This is a genomic window from Porphyrobacter sp. CACIAM 03H1 (assembly GCF_002215495.1).
Classification (GTDB): domain Bacteria; phylum Pseudomonadota; class Alphaproteobacteria; order Sphingomonadales; family Sphingomonadaceae; genus Erythrobacter.
Map to the genome: position 1 here is coordinate 3,240,458 of NZ_CP021378.1, position 18,313 is coordinate 3,258,770.

Below are 18,313 nucleotides of genomic sequence, written 5' to 3' on the forward strand. Positions count from 1 at the left end.
CCATGATTTCGGTCGCGCAGCGACCGGGAGGCCAAGCGGCCGAACCGCAGGCGCTCGAACCCGCCGGGCTCGAAACCGCGCCGAGCACGAACCCGCGGAGGCGGGTTCGCAACGAAAACAACGTCAGGAGGCCGTCATAAGCCGGGTTCTGTCTCCGCGGGCGGTATCCTGACGGACCGGCCCCGCGGCGGCAGCCATTCATCTGGGCCGACGATCGCTCGACGGCTCTAGCAGCCAACCCGGGTCTCTCGGCGCGAAACACGCCTGCCTCCTTGCGGAAGGCGCGAGACCCCTATTCGGCCTTGCTCCGGGTGGGGTTTGCCATGCGGTTGCCGTTGCCGGCCCCCCGGTGCGCTCTTGCCGCACCCTTTCACCCTTGCCTGTGCCCGCGCTCCCGAAGGATGGCGGGCCATCGGCGGTCTGCTCTCTGTGGCACTTTCCCTTGCCCCGCCCGAAGGCGGGACCGGCGGGCGTTACCCGCCACCCTCGTTTCGTGGAGCCCGGACTTTCCTCGCGACCCGAAGGTCACGCGGCTGCCTCAGGCCCCCTGACGGGTCGGCCTATAGGGTCGGGACGGCGCAAATGCAAAAATCCCTTTCGTGCTGAGCTTGTCGAAGCACTGCACTTTTTCGGAACCGACATCGAAAAAGAAAGACAGCCCTTCAACAAGCTCAGGGCGAACGGGGAATCTGCTAGCGCGTGCGCCCCTGGTCGCGGTCGAGCAGCAGCTGCCACAATATCGCCGCCACCTCCCCGTCGGGCACGCCGGTGATCCGCTCGGGCCGCCAACGGCGCTCGAAGGCCTCGACCGCCTTGGCAGGGTCGGTGATGTCGTAGCCGAAGCGCTCCAGCGCGAGGAAGAAGCTGCCCTCGTTGTGGAACGGGTTGCCCGCCGCAAGGCATTGCGGACGCGGCAGGCAGAGCTTGTATTGGGCAAGGCGCTCCCACGGGAACAGCTCGCCCGGATCGGTCTTGCGCATTGGCGCGACATCGGAATGGCCCACCACATTGGCGCGCGGGATGTCGTAGTGCTTCACGATCCGCGCGAGCAGCGGGATCAGCGCGTCAATCTGCGCCTCGGCAAAGCCGCGATAGCCGCCGTTTTCGGGCAGGTGGCCGGGGTGGTCCAGTTCGATGCCGATACTCGCCGAATTGACGTCCGGAATGCCGCGCCAATAACTCGCCCCGGCGTGCCAGGCGCGGCGGTGTTCGGGCACCAGCCGGATCACCTCGCCCTCCTCGGTGATGCAGTAATGCGCGCTGACCGAGGCGGCGGGGTCACACATGCGCTGCAATGCCGTCTCGACGGGCTTCATCTCGGTGTAGTGCAGCACCACCATGCTGATCGGCAGCGTCCGTTCGCCGTGATTGGGCGAGGGCACCTCGCGATGGACCAGCTCGTCGTCTTCCATGCCCCCCAAACCCCGGACGCCCTATCCGATCATGCCTTCGGGCTCGGGCAGCACCGCGCCCAGCACCAGCGCGCCGTCGCCGAGCTTGTACTGGAGGCCGCCCTCCATCTCCTCGGCGAGCACCGCGATCATGTGCGCCGCCGCCGTGCGGCTGGTGATCTCGCCCTCGTCGAGATCGCCCTGCAGCGCGCGGCCGATTGTCTCGTCGAAGGCGATCCTGTCGCCCCGCGCGCGGGCGACGATCTCCACCGCCCCGTCGCGCCGCTCCGCCCCGATGTCGAGCGATCCGCCACGCACCAGCGCTTCCAGCGCAATCTGGGCAAGGTTGAGCAGCACCTTGACCGCAGGCTTGGGCAGGCTCGGTTCGGCAATCGCCCAGTTGACCTCGACCCGCTTGGCATCGGCGGCAAGCGCATCGATCACGGCGCGCGCCTCGTCCACCGGGATCGCCTCGCCGAAGCCCCCCGCCGCCCCGAAGGCGAGGCGGAAGAACTTGAGCTTGTCGGTGCTGATCCGCGCCGACTGCTCGAGCAGCTCGACCACCTTGGCCCGCATCTGGGGGTCCTGCTCGTCGGCGAGCAGCTCCAGCCCGTTGGCGAGCGCGCCGACCGGCGAGAGCATGTCGTGGCACAGGCGCGAGCACAGCATCGCGGCTAGATCGGTCCGGGAAATCATGCGCCTTTCCTAACCATCGATCATGGTAAAGGAAAGAGCGGTGAAACCCGCTTCCCCGTCCCGCCAGAACCTTACGTCCTCTCCCGCAAGGATCGCCCAGATCCGGCCGTCCCCGGCAGCGCAGGCACGGTCGGTGGCGGAGGGGGCGGCGTCCCCGCTCGGGTGGGAATGGAAATAGCCCGCCACCGCCGCCGCCCCGGCACGGGCGGCGCGGTGGGCATCGATCAGCGCCTGCGGGTCGATCTCGAAATGGGTCTCGGGCGAGGGATGGACATTGGCTGCGAGGCGCGCCTCGAGGATGCGGGCCCCTTCGCCGAGCAGGATCCCGCAGGCCTCGCGCGGATGCGCCGCGTCGGCGGCGGCGCGCATGGCGGCGAGAGCCTGAGCGGAAAGCTCTATCTCCGTTCGCCCTGAGCTTGTCGAAGGGCCGCTTTTCCCCTTTGCCAACTGCGAAATCGCCTCCCCGTCCCCACGGACAAGGGCCATCTTCTTTGCTCGCGACCAGCCGTTGATCTGCCGTTCGGCAGCAAGTGCCTCGTAGCGGGTCGGAAAATCGTGCGACCACACCAGTTCGACGGGAAGCTTATCGCTGGTAAAGCCCTTCACCAGACCCGAATTGTGCTGCGCTATGCGGTTATCCAGATCATCGGTATGACCGGTGTAGAACGCGCCGCCGCGGCAATGGAGCATGTAGGCCCAGAACGCCATGCGGAACGGCTAAGAGAAAGACGGCCCTTCGACAAGCTCAGGGCGAACGGAGTTGGGTCGGGTGGTGACAGGTTCAGAGCAGGTCGAAGTGCTGGAGGGGTCAGTCATCGCCCCCGGCCGCCTCGACAAGGCGCTGGCCGAGGCGAGCGGGCTGTCGCGCGCGCGGGTGCAGGCGCTGATCGAGGAAGGGCGGGTCGCGATCGCGGGCCGGCCTGCCGTCTCGGCCTCGGTGAAGGTCGCCGCCGGAACGCCCTTCCGCATCGACATCCCCCCGGCCGCCCCCGCCGAGGCCGCGCCGGAGGACATCCCGCTCGCCATCGCCTTCGAGGACGAGCACCTGATCGTCGTCGACAAGCCCGCGGGGCTCGTCGTCCACCCGGCGGCCGGGAACCTCTCGGGCACGCTGGTCAACGCCCTGCTGCACCATTGCCGGGGGCAGCTCTCCGGCATTGGCGGGGTCGCGCGGCCCGGGATCGTGCACCGGATCGACAAGGACACCTCGGGGCTGCTGGTCGCCGCCAAGACCGACGCCGCGCACGAGGGCCTCGCCGCGCAGTTTGCCGCGCACTCCGTCCACCGCCGCTACATCGCGGTGGTCGCCGGGCACCCCTCCCCTGCCGAGGGCACCATCGACGCGCGCATCGGGCGATCCGATGCCGACCGAAAGAAAATGACGGTGCTCCCCAACAATTCCTCGCGCGGCAAGAGCGCCATCACCCATTACAAGGTGATCCACAGGCTCGAATCGTCCGCGCAGATCGAATGCCGGCTGGAAACCGGGCGCACCCACCAGGTGCGCGTTCACTGTGCGTCAATCGGCCATCCGCTATTGGGAGACCCTGCCTATGGCCGCACCCCGAAACCCCTGCGCCCCGTTCTCGAGCGACTCGGTTTCGCGCGGCAGGCGCTGCACGCGGCGGAACTGGGCTTCCGGCACCCCGTGACCGGCCAGATGGTGCAATTCCGGAGCAATCTGCCGCAAGACATGATGGAACTGATCGACCAACTTGGCCGTATTGATCGATGAAACGCGCATACATCTGACCGGTTTTCACGTATATAAGTAACCCGTGGCCCAGTTCGCGGGATGCCCATTAGGGGTCCCGTGCAGAGCGGTCGACGCCAGAAAGGTTAGGTAAACCAGTGTCCAAGTCCAAGACCATGTCGGTCCCGGCGCTGAGCGGCGAGCAGTCGCTCAACCGCTATCTCGCCGAGATCCGCAAGTTCCCGGTGCTCACCGCCGAGCAGGAATACATGCTCGCCAAGCGGTATCAGGAGCACGAGGATCCCGAAGCTGCCGCCCAGCTCGTCTCCAGCCACCTGCGGCTCGTCGCGAAGATCGCGATGGGTTACCGCGGCTATGGCCTGCCGGTCGCCGACCTGATCTCGGAAGGCAACGTGGGCCTGATGCAGGGCGTCAAGAAGTTCGAACCCGATCGCGGCTTCCGCCTCGCGACCTACGCGATGTGGTGGATCAAGGCCTCGATCCAGGAATACATCCTGCGCTCGTGGAGCCTCGTGAAGATGGGGACCACGGCGGCGCAAAAGAAGCTGTTCTTCAACCTTCGCCGGATGAAGAAGAACCTCGACGCCTACGAGGACAGCGACCTGCGTCCGGACGATCTTACCAAGATCGCGACCGATCTCGGCGTGCCGGAGCAGGAAGTCGTCAACATGAACCGGCGCATGATGATGGGCGGCGATGCCTCGCTCAACGTCAGCTTGCGCGGGGCCGAGGAAGGCTCGGGCGAATGGCAGGACTGGCTGGCGGATGACCGCCCCCTGCAGGACGAGACCGTCGCCGAGAACCAGGAAGCGCAGATGCGCATGGAGATGCTCAGCGAGGCGATGAACAGCCTCAACGATCGCGAGCGCCACATCCTGACCGAACGCCGCCTGACCGAGAAGCCCCAGACGCTCGAGGAGCTGTCGCAGGAATACGACGTCAGCCGCGAACGCATCCGCCAGATCGAGGTGCGCGCCTTCGAGAAGCTCCAGAAGGCGATGCAGCGGATCGCGGGTGAAAGGCTGCTGCAGGGCGTCGCGTAAGCGCGCTGCCGTCGCCCGGCCGTTGCGCGATCATCGCGCGGTCGTTGCCGGGTCGTTGCATGATGTCGAAAGGGCGCTGCGAGCGATCGCAGCGCCCTTTTCGCTTTGTGGCTCCGTCAATGTTTCACGTGGAACCTTTGGCGAACACCTACTTCCTCTTCGCCGGGGCGAGGTCCAGCACCGCCGCCACCATCGCCCGGGTGCCGAGCACGACGCTCTCCCGCGGTGCGACCTTGAACAGCGGGGAGTGGTGCCCCGCCACCGCCGGGCCGCCGTTCTTGGCCGCGTCGATATCGGCCTGCGGGGTGCCGCCAACCGCGAAGTAGTAGCCCGGAACGCCGAGGCCCGCGCTCACGAAATAGGTGAAGTCCTCGGCACCCATGTTCTGCTGCTCGAAGGGCACCACCGCCGCCTCGCCCAGCTCGCGCTTCATCACAGCGTTGAGCCGCCGCGCCAGGGCGGCGTCGTTGACCGTCGTCGGCGTCCCCGCGCCGCGCACCACCTCGACCGGCATGGAGTCCGGCAGCCCGTGCGCCTTGCCGATATTGACCGCGATCCGCCCGATCGCCGCGATCACCTGTTCGCGGGTCTCCTCGTCATTGGCGCGCACCGTCACCTGCAGCTTCGCCTCGTCGGAGATGATGTTGTGCTTGGAGCCGGCATGGAACGAGCCGACCGTCACCACCACCGGCTTCACCGGCGAAATCTCGCGCGAGTCGATCGATTGCAGCGCGCTCACGATCTGCGAGGCGATGTAGACCGGGTCCTTGCCGAGGTGCGGCGAGGCGCCGTGGGTGCCGATGCCCGGCACGCGGATGTCGATCGAATCCGAGGAGGAATACTGGATCCCCTCGGCCGCCGAGACGATCCCGATCGGCAGCTGGGCGGCGACATGGAAGGCGAGCGCGTAATCGGGCTTGCCGAAACGCTGGTAGAGCCCGTCGTCCATCATCGCCTTGGCCCCCGAGACGAGTTCCTCGGCGGGCTGGACGACGAACATCAGCGTGCCCTTCCACTTGTCCTTCATCGCCGCCAGCCGCCGCGCGGTGCCGATCATGGAGGTGATGTGGGTATCGTGCCCGCAGGCGTGCATCACCGGGTATTCCTTCCCGTCGAGGCCGGTCTGCACCGCCTTCGAGGCATGTGCGAGGCCGGTCTTCTCCTCGACCGGAAGGCCGTCCATGTCGGCGCGCAGCAGGATCGTCGGGCCATCGCCGTTCCTGAGGATCCCGACCACCCCCGTCTTGCCGACGCCCGTCGTCACCTCGAGCCCGGCCGCCTTCAGCTCCGCCGCCATCTTCGCCGCGGTGCGGTTCTCGAGGAAGGAGAGTTCGGGATTGGCGTGGAAATCGAGGAACAGCGGGGCGAGGTAGCTGTCGTAATCCGCCTCGATCGCCTTACGCGTCTCGGGCGCTTCGGCATGGGCAGGCGCGGCGGCGACAGCCAGCGCAAGCGCGCTCGCGGCGAGGTGGAACAGGCGCATTCTTCGGTCTCCCCTTCGTGTGTGCCCGCTAGCTAACCGCCACCGGCCCCGCCCTGCAAGCGGCGATGCTTCCCACGTCCCCCGGCCTGCGCTAGGGGCCTTGCATGGTTGCCACCATTCTCCGCCTCGCGGCCAAGGCCTTTGCCGGCTTCATCGGCCTCACCCTGGTTCTGGTGATCGCCTTCAAGTGGCTCCCCGTGCCCGTCACCGCGACCATGCTGATGGACGGAAACGGCATCACCAAGGACTGGGAGAGCCTCGACAATATCGACCGCAATCTGGTGAGCGCGGTGATCGCCTCGGAGGATCAGCGGTTCTGCCAGCATTCGGGCTTCGACACCGAGGCGATCGAGCAGGCGATGCGCGAGAACCTCGAAGGCGGAAAGATCCGCGGCGGCTCCTCGATCAGCCAGCAGACCGCCAAGAACGTCTTCCTGTGGCAGGGCGGCGGCTATTTCCGCAAAGGTCTGGAGGCGTGGTTCACCTTCTGGATCGAGATGGTCTGGGGCAAGCGGCGGATCATGGAAGTCTATCTCAACGTGGCCGAGACCGGGATCGGAACCTACGGCGCCGAGGCCGGGGCGCAGCGCTATTTCGGCCATTCCGCCGCGCGCCTCAGCCGCGACGAGGCGAGCCGCATGGCCGCTGCCCTCCCCAGCCCCAAGAAACGCTCGGTGAAGAACCCCGGCGGGTGGCTCGCGCGCCACGGCAACCGGATCGAAAAGCGGATCGGCATCGTCAGGCGTGACGGCCTCGATGCTTGCGTCTACAACTGACCCGCCATGGCTCACGCGCACGCCCATCATCACGACCATCACGGCCATGAGCACGGGCACGGGCACGGGCATGGGCACGGGCATCACCACCATGCGCCCGCCGATTTCGGCCGCGCCTTCCTGATCGGCATCATCCTCAACACCGGTTTCGTGGTGATCGAGGCCGTCGCGGGTCTGGTCTACGGCTCGATGGCGCTGATCGCCGATGCCGGGCACAACCTGTCGGACGTGCTCGCCCTCGCGCTCGCCTGGATCGCCAGCATCGCCGCGCGCCAGCCGGCCTCGGGGCGGTTCACCTATGGCTACAAGTCCTCGACAATTCTCGCCGCGCTCGCCAATGCGCTGCTGCTGGCGGTGGCGATCGGGGCGATCCTGTTCGAGACCCTTCACCGCATGATGAACCCCGCCGAGCCGCAGGGCATGGCCATGGCGGTGGTCGCCGGGATCGGGATCGCGATCAACGCGTTCACGGCCATGCTGTTTCTGAAAGGTCAGGAGGATCTCAACATCCGCGGAGCCTATCTCCACATGGCGGCCGATGCGCTGGTCTCGGTGGGCGTGGTGGTGGCGGGCCTTGCGATCCTCGTCACCGGCATCGCCTGGATCGATCCGCTGGTGAGCCTCGCGATCGTCGCCATGATCGCCTGGGGCACCTGGGGCCTTGCGCGCGACAGCGTGGCGATGGGCCTCAATGCCGCGCCCGAGGGGATCGATCTTGCCGAAGTCCGCCAGCACCTCGCCTCCTTCGCGGGGGTTGCCGCGGTGCACGATCTCCACGTCTGGCCGATGTCGACCACCGAGGTCGCGCTCACCGCGCACCTCGTGATGCCCGGCCGCCCGGCCTCGGACAGCTTCCTGCACGAGGTCTCCGCGACGCTCGCAGCGCGCTTCGGGGTGGACCACACCACGCTCCAGGTCGAAAGCGGCGAAGCCCCGTGCGAGGCGTGCGACTGATGGCCGCCCGACCCCGTCCGACCGCCGACGAGGCGCGCGAGGCGCTGCGCGATGCGATGGCGCGGCTCGCCGCCGGGGACCAGTCTGCGCTCGAGGAAATCTATCGCGCCACGCGGGTGAAGCTGTTCGGCATCACCCTGCGTATCTTGGGCGACAAAAAGGAAGCCGAGGACGCCTTGCAGGACGTCTATGTCAATCTCTGGCAGCGGGCCGACCGCTACGACCCGACCCGCGCGAGCCCGATCGCGTGGCTGGCGGCGTTCGCGCGCAACCGGGCGGTCGATCGGCTGCGCACCGGCAAGGTGCGCGCCGGCGCCGTCCCGGTCGAGGAGGCCGCGCCGCTTCCCGACGAGGCGCCGCTCGCCGATGCGCTGCTGGTCGATGCCGAGCAGGCTGCGCAGATCCACAAGTGCCTCGGCGCGCTGGATTCGAGGACGCAGGGCCACATTCGCGCGGCCTTCTTCGAGGGCAAGACCTATGCCCAGCTGGCCGAGGCCGCCGACGTGCCGCTCGGCACGATGAAGAGCTGGATCCGCCGCGGGCTGCAACGACTGCGCGCCTGTCTCGAAGCGAGCGAAGCGGCATGAGCGGCGTGGAAGAAACCGGCCCCGAAGTGACCCGCGACGATCCGATGATCGCCGCCGAGTGGGCGCTCGGTCTGCTCGAGGGCGAGGAACTGCTCGCCGCGCGCGGGAAGTACGCGACCGACCCGCAATTCGCGTGGCGCAAGGAATGGTGGGACGGCTGGTTCGCGCCGCTGACCGACGCCATGCCGGGCGCCGAGCCGGGCGATCACGTGTGGGACGGCATCGCCGCGCGCGTGGCGGCGGCGCAGCAGGCGGCTTCGACCGCCTCCCCAGAGGCTGCCGGTGCCAACGTGATCGCGCTGGAAGCGAAGGTACGACGCTGGCAGTGGCTGGCGGGGCTTTCGAGCGCAGCGGCGGCCATCGCGCTGGCTTGGCTCGCCCTCGCCCCCGGCAGTCACCCCGTGCAGGCGCCCCCGGCACAGGTCGCCGCCGCCGCCCCGCTGGTCGCCACCGTGCCCATTGGCGAGACCGGTCTCCGGCTCGATGTCACCTACATTCCGGAAAGTGAGCGCATGGTCGTCGGCGCGGTCGGCCTCAAGCCCGATGGCGTCCACGATCACGAGTTGTGGCTGGTGCCCACCGACGGCTCGGCGCCGCAGTCGCTGGGCGTGGTCGCACCCGGCAAGGTGCGCAGCATGGCCCTGCCCGCTGCCGTAACCGCAAAGCTCGGCGAGGGGGCGGGACTTGCCCTCACGCGCGAGCCGATCGGCGGCAAGCCCGAGGGGCAGGACGCCGGGCCGGTGGTCGCCAAGGGCGCCTTTACCCGCGCCTGAGCGCCCTTCGCTTCGCCGCGCGTCAGCGGTGATTCATCCGCATTAGCAAATTCGGTGCATCTGCCGCACGGCGGCTTGCGTAGCTTTTCACGCAAGCGGGAGGGGCTTGCAGACGTGACCACCCCATTTGCGGAGATCCCGAAGTGACCCCCAAGACCACCCTCATCGCCGCCGTCGCGGCCGCGCTTGCTGCCACCACCACTCTCGTGACGCCCCCCGTCCTCGCCGACAACCACATGGCGAAGAAGGCGGAATCGAACATCGTCCAGACCGCCATGAGCACCGGCATGCACAATACGCTGGTCGCCGCGGTCAAGGCCGCCGGCCTCGTCGACACCCTCTCGAGCCCCGGCCCGTTCACGGTTTTCGCCCCGACCGACGCCGCCTTCGCCAAGCTGCCCGCCGGCACCGTCGAAACGCTGGTGAAGCCCGAGAACAAGGGCACGCTGACCACCATCCTCACCTACCATGCCGTTCCCGGCAAGGTGACCGCGGGCGACCTCGTCAAGCTGATCAACGCGAACGGTGGCAAGGCGACGATCACCACCGTTCAGGGCGGCACGCTGACCGCGATGCTCGAAGGCGGCAATGTCGTGATCACCGATGCCAAGGGCGGCAAGACCACCGTCGTGAAGGCCGACGTCATGACCTCGAACGGCGTCGTGCACGTGACCGACGGCGTGTTCCTGCCCGCGTGACCTAACAGACAAGCTGGCGCTGCCCTTCATTCCCCCAATCCCCTCCCGAGAGGGGCGGCGCTTTCTCCGACCCCGTCCGGTCCACCTCCAGGGCCGGGCGGGGTTTCGCTTTCAGGGTGCCGGATGCACAGCGCCGCCGGAGCCCGGGAAGGCTCCGGCGGCGCGTCGTTTTCGCCTTGTTTTTCTGGGGCCGAGACTTAGGCCGCCTCTTCCTTCTTCGCCTCGCCACCGTGAACGCGGATCGGTTCCTTCTTGCCCGCGACCACATCGGCGTCGATCACGATTTCGGTGACGCCTTCCATGTCGGGCAGGTCGAACATCGTGTCGAGCAGCAGGCCCTCGACGATCGAACGCAGGCCGCGCGCGCCGGTCTTGCGCTTGATCGCGCGCTCGGCGATCGCTTGGAGGGCGTCGTCGGTGAAAGTCAGCTCGACGTCCTCGAGCTCGAAGAGCTTGCGGTACTGCTTGACCAGCGCGTTCTTCGGCTCCTTGAGGATCGTCACCAGCGCCGGCACGTCGAGATCGTGCAGCGTGGCGATGACCGGCAGGCGCCCAACGAATTCGGGGATCAGGCCGAACTTGAGTAGATCCTCAGGCTCGGACTTCTCGAGCAGCTCGCCCACGCGTCGCTTGTCGGGATCGGCGACGTGTGCGCCGAAGCCGATCGAGCGCTTCTGCAACCGGTCGGCAATGATCTTATCGAGGCCCGCGAAGGCCCCGCCGCAGATGAACAGGATGTTGGTCGTGTCGACCTGCAGGAACTCCTGCTGCGGATGCTTGCGCCCGCCCTGCGGCGGAACGGAGGCGGTGGTGCCTTCCATCAGCTTCAGGAGCGCCTGCTGCACGCCCTCACCCGAAACATCGCGCGTGATCGAGGGGTTCTCGGCCTTGCGGGTGATCTTGTCGATCTCGTCGATGTAGACGATCCCGTGCTGGGCCTTCTCGACATTGTAGTCGGAGGCCTGGAGCAGCTTGAGAATGATGTTCTCGACGTCCTCGCCAACGTAACCGGCCTCGGTCAGCGTGGTCGCATCGGCCATGGTGAAGGGCACGTCGAACGTGCGCGCCAGGGTCTGGGCGAGCAGGGTCTTGCCCGAACCGGTCGGGCCGACGAGCAGGATGTTCGACTTCGCCAGCTCGACGTCGCCCGCCTTGCCGGAGTGCTTGAGGCGTTTGTAGTGGTTGTGCACCGCGACCGAGAGCACGCGCTTCGCCCGGTCCTGTCCGATCACGTAGTCGTTCAGGGTGGTGAAGATGTCCATTGGCGTGGGGATCTCGCCGTCCTTCTTGCCGGCGATCCCTGACTTGGTTTCCTCGCGGATGATGTCGTTGCACAGCTCGACGCATTCATCGCAGATGAACACCGTGGGGCCGGCGATAAGCTTGCGCACCTCGTGCTGCGACTTCCCGCAGAAGCTGCAGTAGAGGGTACTCTTGCTGTCGGATCCGCTCAATTTGGTCATTCCTGTGTCCTCGAATCCGCTTGTGCAGGCGCCGGAACGTCGCGCACGGATTCGTCAAGTGTATCGCGTGGCCCCCATGAATCAACACATGGCGCGTGAATTCGTGGTGTTACCATGGCTGCCGCCCTCGACATGGCGTGGAAAAGCCACGTCTGGCGGCGCTCTGTCCCGCCGTGGTGCAGGTCGGGGCGGGAAGCTTATTCAGGTGCCCCGCCCGAACCGTCCTCGATGCCGGTTTCCTCGCTGTCGGGCCGGGTCTCGAACACCTTGTCGACCAGACCGAAGGCCTTGGCTTCCTCGGCCTCGAGGAAGGTGTCGCGGTCCATCGCCTTCTCGATTTCCTCGAGGCTGCGGCCGGTGAACCGAACATAGAGATCGTTCATGCGGCTGCGGATGCGCAGGATCTCGCGCGCCTGGATCTCGATGTCCGACGCCATCCCGCGCGCCCCGCCCGAGGGCTGGTGGATCATGATCCGCGCGTTCGGGAGCGCGATGCGCATTCCCGGCTCGCCCGCGGCGAGAAGGAAGCTGCCCATCGAGGCGGCCTGCCCGATGCACACGGTCGACACGCGCGGCTTGATGTACTGCATGGTGTCGTAGATCGCGAGACCGGCGGTCACGACGCCCCCGGGCGAGTTGATGTACATCGAGATCGGCTTCGAGGGGTTCTCGCTCTCGAGGAACAGCAGCTGGGCGACGATCAGCGAGGCCATGCCGTCTTCCACCTGCCCGGTGACGAAGACGATGCGCTCGCGCAGCAGACGCGAGAAGATGTCGAAGCTGCGTTCGCCCCGGCTGGTCTGCTCGACCACGACGGGCACCAGCGCGCCGGTAACCGGATCGCGGGTGAACTGGCCCTGGGTTCCGTAAGCTTCGCCGGTATTGCCGAACAGATCGATCATTGAAGGGCCCTTGTCCATTTTGGGTTCCGGATGGCTATGTCGGCAGGCGGGGGGCAATTTCAAGGGCGTTTACCTTGTCCCTGTGAATTGACGGGGAGGCGGCAAGGCGCGCGCCCGGCGTTTTCCCTCTTGTCGCGGGGCGGATGCGTGGCAAACCCTGTCACGATGACGACCACCGCCCTCGGCCGCCCGGCCCTCGCCCTGCTCCTCGCCACCACCGCCGTCCCGGCCTTCGCCCAGTCGGCGAGCCCGCCGGTCGCCACGGCATCCGATCGGGCGGCCGTGAACGAGCTGCTCGCGGTGGACGAATATATCCTGCGCATCCAGGCGCTCGACGATGCGGGCCCGCGCATCAACGCGGTGATCGACTATGATCCCGCCGCTTCGGTCAAGGCGCGTCAGCAGTTCGCGACCGGGCCGCTCAAGGGCCGCACCGTGCTGGTGAAGGACAATGTCGAGATCGCCGAGTGGCCGACGACCGCGGGCAGCCTTGCGCTGAAAGACAATGCCACAGGCCGCGATGCGCCGCTGATCGCGCTGCTGCGCAAGAACGGCGGCGTGGTGCTGGGCAAGACCAACCTCAGCGAATGGGCCAATATCCGGTCCGACAACTCCACCAGCGGGTGGAGCGCGGTCGGCGGGCTGACGCGCAACCCCCACGCCATCGACCGCAACACCTGCGGTTCCTCGAGCGGCAGCGGGGCGGCGATCGCGGCGGGCCTCGCATGGGGCGCGATCGGGACCGAGACCAACGGCTCGATCACCTGCCCGGCGAGCGTGGGCGGCATCGTCGGCTTCAAGCCCAGCGTCGGCATCGTCAGCCGCACCCATGTGGTGCCAATCTCGAGCACGCAGGACACCGCCGGGCCGATGACGAAGACGGTCTATGATGCCGCCCTGCTGCTGACCGCGATCGCCGGCGAGGACCGGTCCGATCCGGCGACGCTCGAGGCGAAGCGCGTGCCCGATTACACCGCCGGGCTCGACACCGCCTCGCTCGCGGGCGTGCGCATCGGCGTGCTGCGCAGCGCGGTCGGCAGCCGCGCGGACGTCAAGGCGCTGTTCGAGACCGCGCTCGCCGACCTGACGCGCGCGGGCGCTGTGCTGGTGGACATCGAGTTCACCCCCTCGGGCGAGCTGTGGGGCGCCTCGCTGCCGGTGCTGATGTACGAGCTCAGGGTCGAGATGGACAAGTATCTCGCCGCCCGTCCCGGCACCGGCGGACCGCGCAGCCTAGCCGATGTGGTCGCCTTCAACACCGCCAACGCCGCGGCCGAAATGCGCTGGTTCGGGCAGGACCTGTTCGAGCGGGCGCTCGAAACCACCGACGCCGAGGCCTATGCGAAGAACCTCGCCACGCTCCGCCGCCTGACCCGCGCCGAGGGGATCGACAAGCTGCTCGCCGACAACCAGGTGCGCTTCCTCGTCGCGCCCACCACGGGGCCGGCGTGGAGCACCGATCTGGTCAACGGCGACAATTTCGGCGGGCGCATCGGCGCTGGCTATCTCGCCGCGATCGCGGGCTATCCGCACCTCACCGTGCCGATGGGCGCGGTCGAGGGCCTGCCGGTGGGCTTCAGCATCATGGGCGGCCAGTGGCAGGACCACGAGGTGCTGAAGGCGGGCGCAGTCTACGAAAAGGCGCGGACAGCCAGGCTGCCCGCGCCTTCGTTCCGGGTGTGGCGACCGGCGGGGGAGTAAGCGCCCCGCCGCTCACCTGATCACTTCTTGGCCGCAGCCTTCTTGGCCGGGGCCTTCTTGGCAGGCTTGGCTTCGCCTTCCTCGGCCGGGGCAGCTTCCTTCTTGGGAGCGGCCTTCTTGGCCGGAGCCTTCTTCGCGGCCGGCTTTTCTTCGGCAGCAGGCGCTTCCTCGGCGGCGGCTTCCTTCTTGGCCGGGGCCTTCTTCTTGGCCGGAGCCTTCTTGGCAGCCGGCGCCGCTTCGGCGGTTTCTTCCGCCTCGATCGCGGCCTGAAGTTCCTCGACGGTCACTTCGCGTTCGGTAACTTCCGCCTTGTCGAACAGGAAGTCGACGACCTTGTCCTCATACAGCGGCGCGCGCAGCTGGGCGGCAACCATCGGCTCGGACTGGACGTACTGGACGAAGCGCTCGCGGTCCTCGGCGCGATACTGCATCGCGGCCTGCTGGATCAGCATCCCCATTTCCTGCTGGGTCACTTCCACGCCGTTGGCCTGGCCGATTTCCGAGAGCAGCAGGCCGAGACGCACGCGGCGTTCGGCGATCGAGCGGTATTCGTCCTTCTCGTCCTCGATCTGCTTGAGTGCGGCGGCCGCATCTTCCTCGCGGGCGGCTTCCTGCTGGAGCTGGGCCCAGATCTGCTGGAACTCGGCCTCGACCATGGTGCCCGGCACCTCGAAGCTGTGGCCCGCAGCGAGCTGGTCGAGCAGCGCGCGCTTCATCTGGGTGCGGGTCAGACCGGCGGTCTGCTGTTCCAGCTGGCCCTTCATGATCTCGCGCAGCTTGTCGAGGCTGTCGAGCCCGAGGCTCTTGGCGAAGTCCTCGTCCACCGTGGTCTCGGTCTCGACCTTCACCGCCTTCACGGTGACGTCGAAGGTCGCTTCCTTGCCGGCGAGGTGTTCGGCCTGGTAGTTTTCGGGGAAGGTGACGGTGATCGTCTTTTCCTGACCGGTCTTCACGCCGACCAGCTGGTCCTCGAAGCCGGGGATGAAGGTGCCCGAACCGAGCACGAGCGCCGCGTCTTCAGCCTTGCCGCCCTCGAACTCGACGCCGTCGAGCTTGCCGACGAAGTCGATGATCAGCTGGTCGCCCTCGTCCGCCTTCTTGGTCTTGGCGGCGTCCTTGTAGCTCTTGTTCTGCGCGGCGATATTGCCGAGCGCCTCGTCGATCTGCGCGTCGGTCACGGGGACCACCAGCTTCTCGAGCTTCAGGCACTCGATGCTCGGCGCCTCGATCGTCGGCAGCACTTCGAGGCTGACGGTGACGGCGGCGTCCTTGCCTTCTTCATAGTCCTCGTTGAGGCCCACTTCCGGCTGCATAGCGGGGCGCAGCGCCTCGTCGCGGATCAGCTTGTCGACCGATTCGCGGATCGTGTCGTTGACGACCTGACCGTGCAGGGCCTCGCCGTGCATCTTCCTGACGAGGTTTGCGGGCACCTTGCCGGGGCGGAAGCCGGGCATCCGCACCTGCGGCGCGATCTTCTTGATCTCGGCATCGATCTTGGCGGCCAGTTCGGCCGCGGTGATCGTGATCAGATAGGCGCGCTTGAGCCCTTCGTTGACAGTCTGCTTGGTCTGCATGGGAACTGGTCTGAAGCCTTCTTGACTAGAAATCCGTAAGGCCGGGCCGGTGAGGGGCGAACTTGGTGCGGGCGAAGGGACTCGAACCCCCACATCTTGCGATGCCAGAACCTAAATCTGGTGCGTCTACCAATTTCGCCACGCCCGCATGCCCGAACGAAGCCGCGCGGGAAGCGTGTGGCTCCCCGCGCGTATCAGCGGGTGCCCTTATCCGCCTCGCGCCAAAAGGGCAAGCGCAACACGCTTGAAGCTGGCGCAAAGCCCCGATAAGGGCGCGGGCCATGAGCGAAGACACCCCCGAAACCGCCCCCGCCGCCTCTGCCGGCGCGGATGTGCCGCCCGATCACCTGTCGGTCAACCCGCGCAGCCCCTTCTTCGATGCGGAGAAGCTGCAGCGCGGAGTCGGCATCCGGTTCAAGGACCGGGTGCGCACCGATATCGAGGAATACTCGATCTCAGAAGGCTGGGTGCGGGTGCAGGCGGGCAAGGCGGTCGACCGCAAGGGCCAGCCGCTGACGATCAAGCTCACCGGCCCGGTCGAGGCCTGGTACGAGGATCTGGGCGAGAACCCGCCGGTCGCCAAGAAGGGCTGACCCCAGCCAAACCTTGCCAAAAGCGGCATTTGCGCCCACTTGGCGCGGGTCATGTCCCTCCCCGCCAAGCCCGAAGTCGTCATCATCGGCCGACCCAACGTCGGCAAGTCCACGCTGTTCAACCGGCTCGTGGGCAAGAAACTCGCGCTGGTCGATGACCAGCCCGGGGTGACGCGCGACCGCAGGATGGGCGATGCGGTGATCGCCGGCCTGCACTTCACCGTGGTCGACACCGCCGGGTGGGAGGACGAGGACGAACTCAGCCTCCCCGGCCGGATGAGGAAGCAGACCGAGGCGAGCCTTGCAGGCGCGGACGCGGCGTTGTTCGTGGTCGACGCGCGCGCGGGCCTGACCCCGCTCGACGAGGAAATCGCCCGCTACCTGCGCGAACAGGAAGTGCCGGTGGTGGTGGTCGCCAACAAGGCCGAGGGCGCCGCTGCCGAAGCCGGGGTGATGGAGGCCTATGCTCTCGGCCTCGGCGAGCCGCTCGCGGTCTCGGCCGAGCACGGCGAGGGCGTCGCCGAGCTGTTCGGCGGGCTGTGGCCGATCATCGGCGCCAAGGCCGAGGCCTGGGAAGAGGCGAACGACGCCGAACGTGCGGCCTTGCGCGACATGGACGAGGAGGATCGCCCCTCCGGCCCCCTGAAACTCGCCATCGTCGGGCGGCCCAACGCGGGCAAGTCGACGCTCATCAACCGCCTGCTCGGCGAAGACCGCCTGCTGACCGGCCCCGAAGCCGGGATCACCCGCGATTCGATCGCGATCGACTGGGAATGGACCGACCCCAAGACCGACGAGACCCGCGAGATCCGGCTCATCGACACGGCGGGGATGCGCAAGAAGAAAAATGTCACCGAGAAGCTCGAAAAGCTCTCCGTGGCCGACGCGCGGCGGGCGGTGGATTTTGCCGAGGTCGTGGTGCTGCTGCTCGATGCGACGCAGGGGCTGGAGCATCAGGATTTGAAGATCGCCAGCCTCGTCCTCGAAGAAGGCCGCGCGCTGATGATCGCGATCAACAAGTGGGACGTGGCCGAGGACGCGAGCAAGCTGTTCAACGGCATCCGCGCGGCGCTCGACGACGGCCTTGCGCAGGTGCGCGGCCTGCCGCTGTTCGCCGTCTCCGCCAAGACCGGGAAGGGCCTCGACCAGATGCTCGCCGGGGCGTTCGAGCTGCGCGAGGCGTGGTCGAAGCGCGTCAGCACCTCGGCATTGAACCGCTGGTTCGACGACGCGATGGAAGCGAACCCGCCTCCGGCCCCTGGCGGCAAGCGGATCAAGCTGCGTTACATCACTCAGGCCGGCACCCGCCCGCCGCGCTTCGTGATCTTCGGCACGCGGCTCGACCTGCTCCCCAAGAGCTACGAGCGCTATCTGGTGAACGGCATCCGGGCCAAGCTCGGCTTCGACGCCGTGCCGGTGCGCGTCACGCTCAAGACCAACAAGAACCCCTACGCCAAGGACTAGCGGGCCATGCTCCCCGACCTCCTCGCCGCTGCGGCGGTGCACTCGCCCTTCGCCTTCGAAATCATCGAGCGCACCGCCTCCACCCCGCGGGTGCAGCAGGTGGTGCAGCTGAGCCTTGCGCCAGCGTTCCTGCTCTCGGGGATCGGTGCGGTGATGAACGTCATCATGAGCCGCATGATCTGGATCGCCAAGCGCATCGAGATCATCGAGGACAGGATGGAGGAACATCGCACCCCGCGCCAGACACGCGAGGTGGGCTGGCTGATGCGCCGCCGGCGGCTGATGCAAGGCGCGATCATGTTCTCGACCGCGGCGGCGGTGATGATCAGCCTCGTGATCGGCCTCTTGTTCATCAGCGCCTATATCACCGCCCAGATCGGCACGGTGATCGCGGGGCTGTGGGTGCTGACGATGGCACTGCTGGTGACGGGGCTCGGCTTCTTCCTGCTGGAAACCCGGCTGGCGGCGATAGGGGCGGTGGAGCCGAAGGAGTAGCGGCAA

Annotated in this window: 18 protein-coding genes, 1 tRNA gene and 1 other RNA gene; 11 read left to right on the plus strand and 9 right to left on the minus strand. The window is 67.3% G+C overall.

What is annotated here, in order from left to right; translation table 11 throughout:
* Positions 1 to 119: 119 nt before the first annotated feature.
* From rnpB to CBR61_RS17265, 4 genes are all read right to left on the minus strand, one after another.
* An RNA gene (gene rnpB, locus CBR61_RS15335) (RNase P RNA component class A) lies at positions 120 to 551 on the minus strand.
* 141 nt (positions 552 to 692) lie between these two features.
* Positions 693 to 1,412, minus strand: coding sequence for an N-acetylmuramoyl-L-alanine amidase (locus tag CBR61_RS15340; protein ID WP_088915159.1), 720 nt, complete (start codon positions 1,410 to 1,412; stop codon positions 693 to 695).
* 21 nt (positions 1,413 to 1,433) lie between these two features.
* Positions 1,434 to 2,087 (minus strand): histidine phosphotransferase family protein, encoded by a 654-nt coding sequence (locus CBR61_RS15345; protein ID WP_088915160.1) that lies wholly within the window; start codon positions 2,085 to 2,087, stop codon positions 1,434 to 1,436.
* 9 nt (positions 2,088 to 2,096) lie between these two features.
* Positions 2,097 to 2,795, minus strand: coding sequence for a Mov34/MPN/PAD-1 family protein (locus tag CBR61_RS17265; RefSeq protein WP_088915161.1), 699 nt, complete (start codon positions 2,793 to 2,795; stop codon positions 2,097 to 2,099).
* A 64-nt stretch (positions 2,796 to 2,859) separates the two neighbouring features.
* On the opposite strand from CBR61_RS17265, the gene CBR61_RS15355 reads away from it, so the two are divergent.
* Together CBR61_RS15355 and rpoH are read left to right on the plus strand one after the other, a co-directional pair.
* On the plus strand, positions 2,860 to 3,822 hold the full coding sequence (locus tag CBR61_RS15355; protein ID WP_172835982.1) for an RluA family pseudouridine synthase: 963 nt from the start codon (positions 2,860 to 2,862) through the stop codon (positions 3,820 to 3,822).
* Between the two features lie 134 nt (positions 3,823 to 3,956).
* Positions 3,957 to 4,844 (plus strand): RNA polymerase sigma factor RpoH, encoded by an 888-nt coding sequence (gene rpoH, locus CBR61_RS15360; RefSeq protein ID WP_088915163.1) that lies wholly within the window; start codon positions 3,957 to 3,959, stop codon positions 4,842 to 4,844.
* 148 nt (positions 4,845 to 4,992) lie between these two features.
* Here the strand turns inward: rpoH and CBR61_RS15365 are convergent, their stop codons facing one another.
* A complete protein-coding gene (locus CBR61_RS15365) occupies positions 4,993 to 6,327 on the minus strand; it encodes an amidohydrolase (protein ID WP_088915164.1) in 1,335 nt (444 codons plus the stop codon).
* 104 nt (positions 6,328 to 6,431) lie between these two features.
* Here CBR61_RS15365 and mtgA point away from each other — a divergent pair, with 104 nt between their 5' ends.
* The 5 genes from mtgA (at position 6,432) to CBR61_RS15390 (ending at position 10,115) form a co-directional block, all read left to right on the plus strand.
* The gene (gene mtgA / locus CBR61_RS15370) at positions 6,432 to 7,103 is read left to right on the plus strand and encodes a monofunctional biosynthetic peptidoglycan transglycosylase (RefSeq protein ID WP_088915165.1); all 672 of its coding nucleotides are present in this window, start codon (positions 6,432 to 6,434) and stop codon (positions 7,101 to 7,103) included.
* 6 nt (positions 7,104 to 7,109) lie between these two features.
* Positions 7,110 to 8,057 (plus strand): cation diffusion facilitator family transporter, encoded by a 948-nt coding sequence (locus CBR61_RS15375; RefSeq protein WP_088915166.1) that lies wholly within the window; start codon positions 7,110 to 7,112, stop codon positions 8,055 to 8,057.
* The gene (locus tag CBR61_RS15380; protein WP_088915167.1) at positions 8,057 to 8,644 is read left to right on the plus strand and encodes a sigma-70 family RNA polymerase sigma factor; all 588 of its coding nucleotides are present in this window, start codon (positions 8,057 to 8,059) and stop codon (positions 8,642 to 8,644) included. Before CBR61_RS15375 ends, CBR61_RS15380 begins: the two co-directional genes overlap by 1 nt.
* Positions 8,641 to 9,417, plus strand: a complete 777-nt coding sequence (locus tag CBR61_RS15385; protein ID WP_088915168.1) for an anti-sigma factor domain-containing protein — start codon at positions 8,641 to 8,643, stop codon at positions 9,415 to 9,417. Before CBR61_RS15380 ends, CBR61_RS15385 begins: the two co-directional genes overlap by 4 nt.
* A gap of 143 nt (positions 9,418 to 9,560) precedes the next feature.
* Positions 9,561 to 10,115: a fasciclin domain-containing protein gene (locus CBR61_RS15390; RefSeq protein WP_233996761.1), complete on the plus strand. Its 555-nt coding sequence runs from the start codon at positions 9,561 to 9,563 to the stop codon at positions 10,113 to 10,115.
* A 197-nt stretch (positions 10,116 to 10,312) separates the two neighbouring features.
* On the opposite strand, the gene clpX is transcribed toward CBR61_RS15390, so the two are convergent.
* Together clpX and clpP are read right to left on the minus strand one after the other, a co-directional pair.
* Positions 10,313 to 11,578, minus strand: coding sequence for an ATP-dependent Clp protease ATP-binding subunit ClpX (gene clpX / locus CBR61_RS15395; protein ID WP_088915169.1), 1,266 nt, complete (start codon positions 11,576 to 11,578; stop codon positions 10,313 to 10,315).
* A 197-nt stretch (positions 11,579 to 11,775) separates the two neighbouring features.
* Positions 11,776 to 12,480 (minus strand): ATP-dependent Clp endopeptidase proteolytic subunit ClpP, encoded by a 705-nt coding sequence (gene clpP / locus CBR61_RS15400; protein ID WP_088915665.1) that lies wholly within the window; start codon positions 12,478 to 12,480, stop codon positions 11,776 to 11,778.
* Positions 12,481 to 12,645: 165 nt separating this feature from the next.
* On the opposite strand from clpP, the gene CBR61_RS15405 reads away from it, so the two are divergent.
* Positions 12,646 to 14,181, plus strand: a complete 1,536-nt coding sequence (locus CBR61_RS15405) for an amidase (RefSeq protein ID WP_088915170.1) — start codon at positions 12,646 to 12,648, stop codon at positions 14,179 to 14,181.
* A gap of 20 nt (positions 14,182 to 14,201) precedes the next feature.
* Here CBR61_RS15405 and tig read toward each other — a convergent pair whose 3' ends face one another.
* On the minus strand, positions 14,202 to 15,755 hold the full coding sequence (gene tig, locus CBR61_RS15410) for a trigger factor (RefSeq protein WP_088915171.1): 1,554 nt from the start codon (positions 15,753 to 15,755) through the stop codon (positions 14,202 to 14,204).
* 63 nt (positions 15,756 to 15,818) lie between these two features.
* Positions 15,819 to 15,903: transfer RNA gene (locus CBR61_RS15415), tRNA-Leu, on the minus strand.
* A 133-nt stretch (positions 15,904 to 16,036) separates the two neighbouring features.
* Here CBR61_RS15415 and CBR61_RS15420 point away from each other — a divergent pair.
* Genes CBR61_RS15420 through CBR61_RS15430 form a run of 3 tightly spaced genes read left to right on the plus strand, consistent with a single transcriptional unit; the run spans position 16,037 to position 18,307 of the window.
* On the plus strand, positions 16,037 to 16,348 hold the full coding sequence (locus tag CBR61_RS15420) for a DUF3297 family protein (protein ID WP_088915172.1): 312 nt from the start codon (positions 16,037 to 16,039) through the stop codon (positions 16,346 to 16,348).
* A gap of 51 nt (positions 16,349 to 16,399) precedes the next feature.
* The gene (der, locus tag CBR61_RS15425; RefSeq protein WP_088915173.1) at positions 16,400 to 17,812 is read left to right on the plus strand and encodes a ribosome biogenesis GTPase Der; all 1,413 of its coding nucleotides are present in this window, start codon (positions 16,400 to 16,402) and stop codon (positions 17,810 to 17,812) included.
* Positions 17,813 to 17,818: 6 nt separating this feature from the next.
* The gene (locus CBR61_RS15430; RefSeq protein WP_088915174.1) at positions 17,819 to 18,307 is read left to right on the plus strand and encodes a DUF2721 domain-containing protein; all 489 of its coding nucleotides are present in this window, start codon (positions 17,819 to 17,821) and stop codon (positions 18,305 to 18,307) included.
* Positions 18,308 to 18,313: the final 6 nt, after the last annotated feature.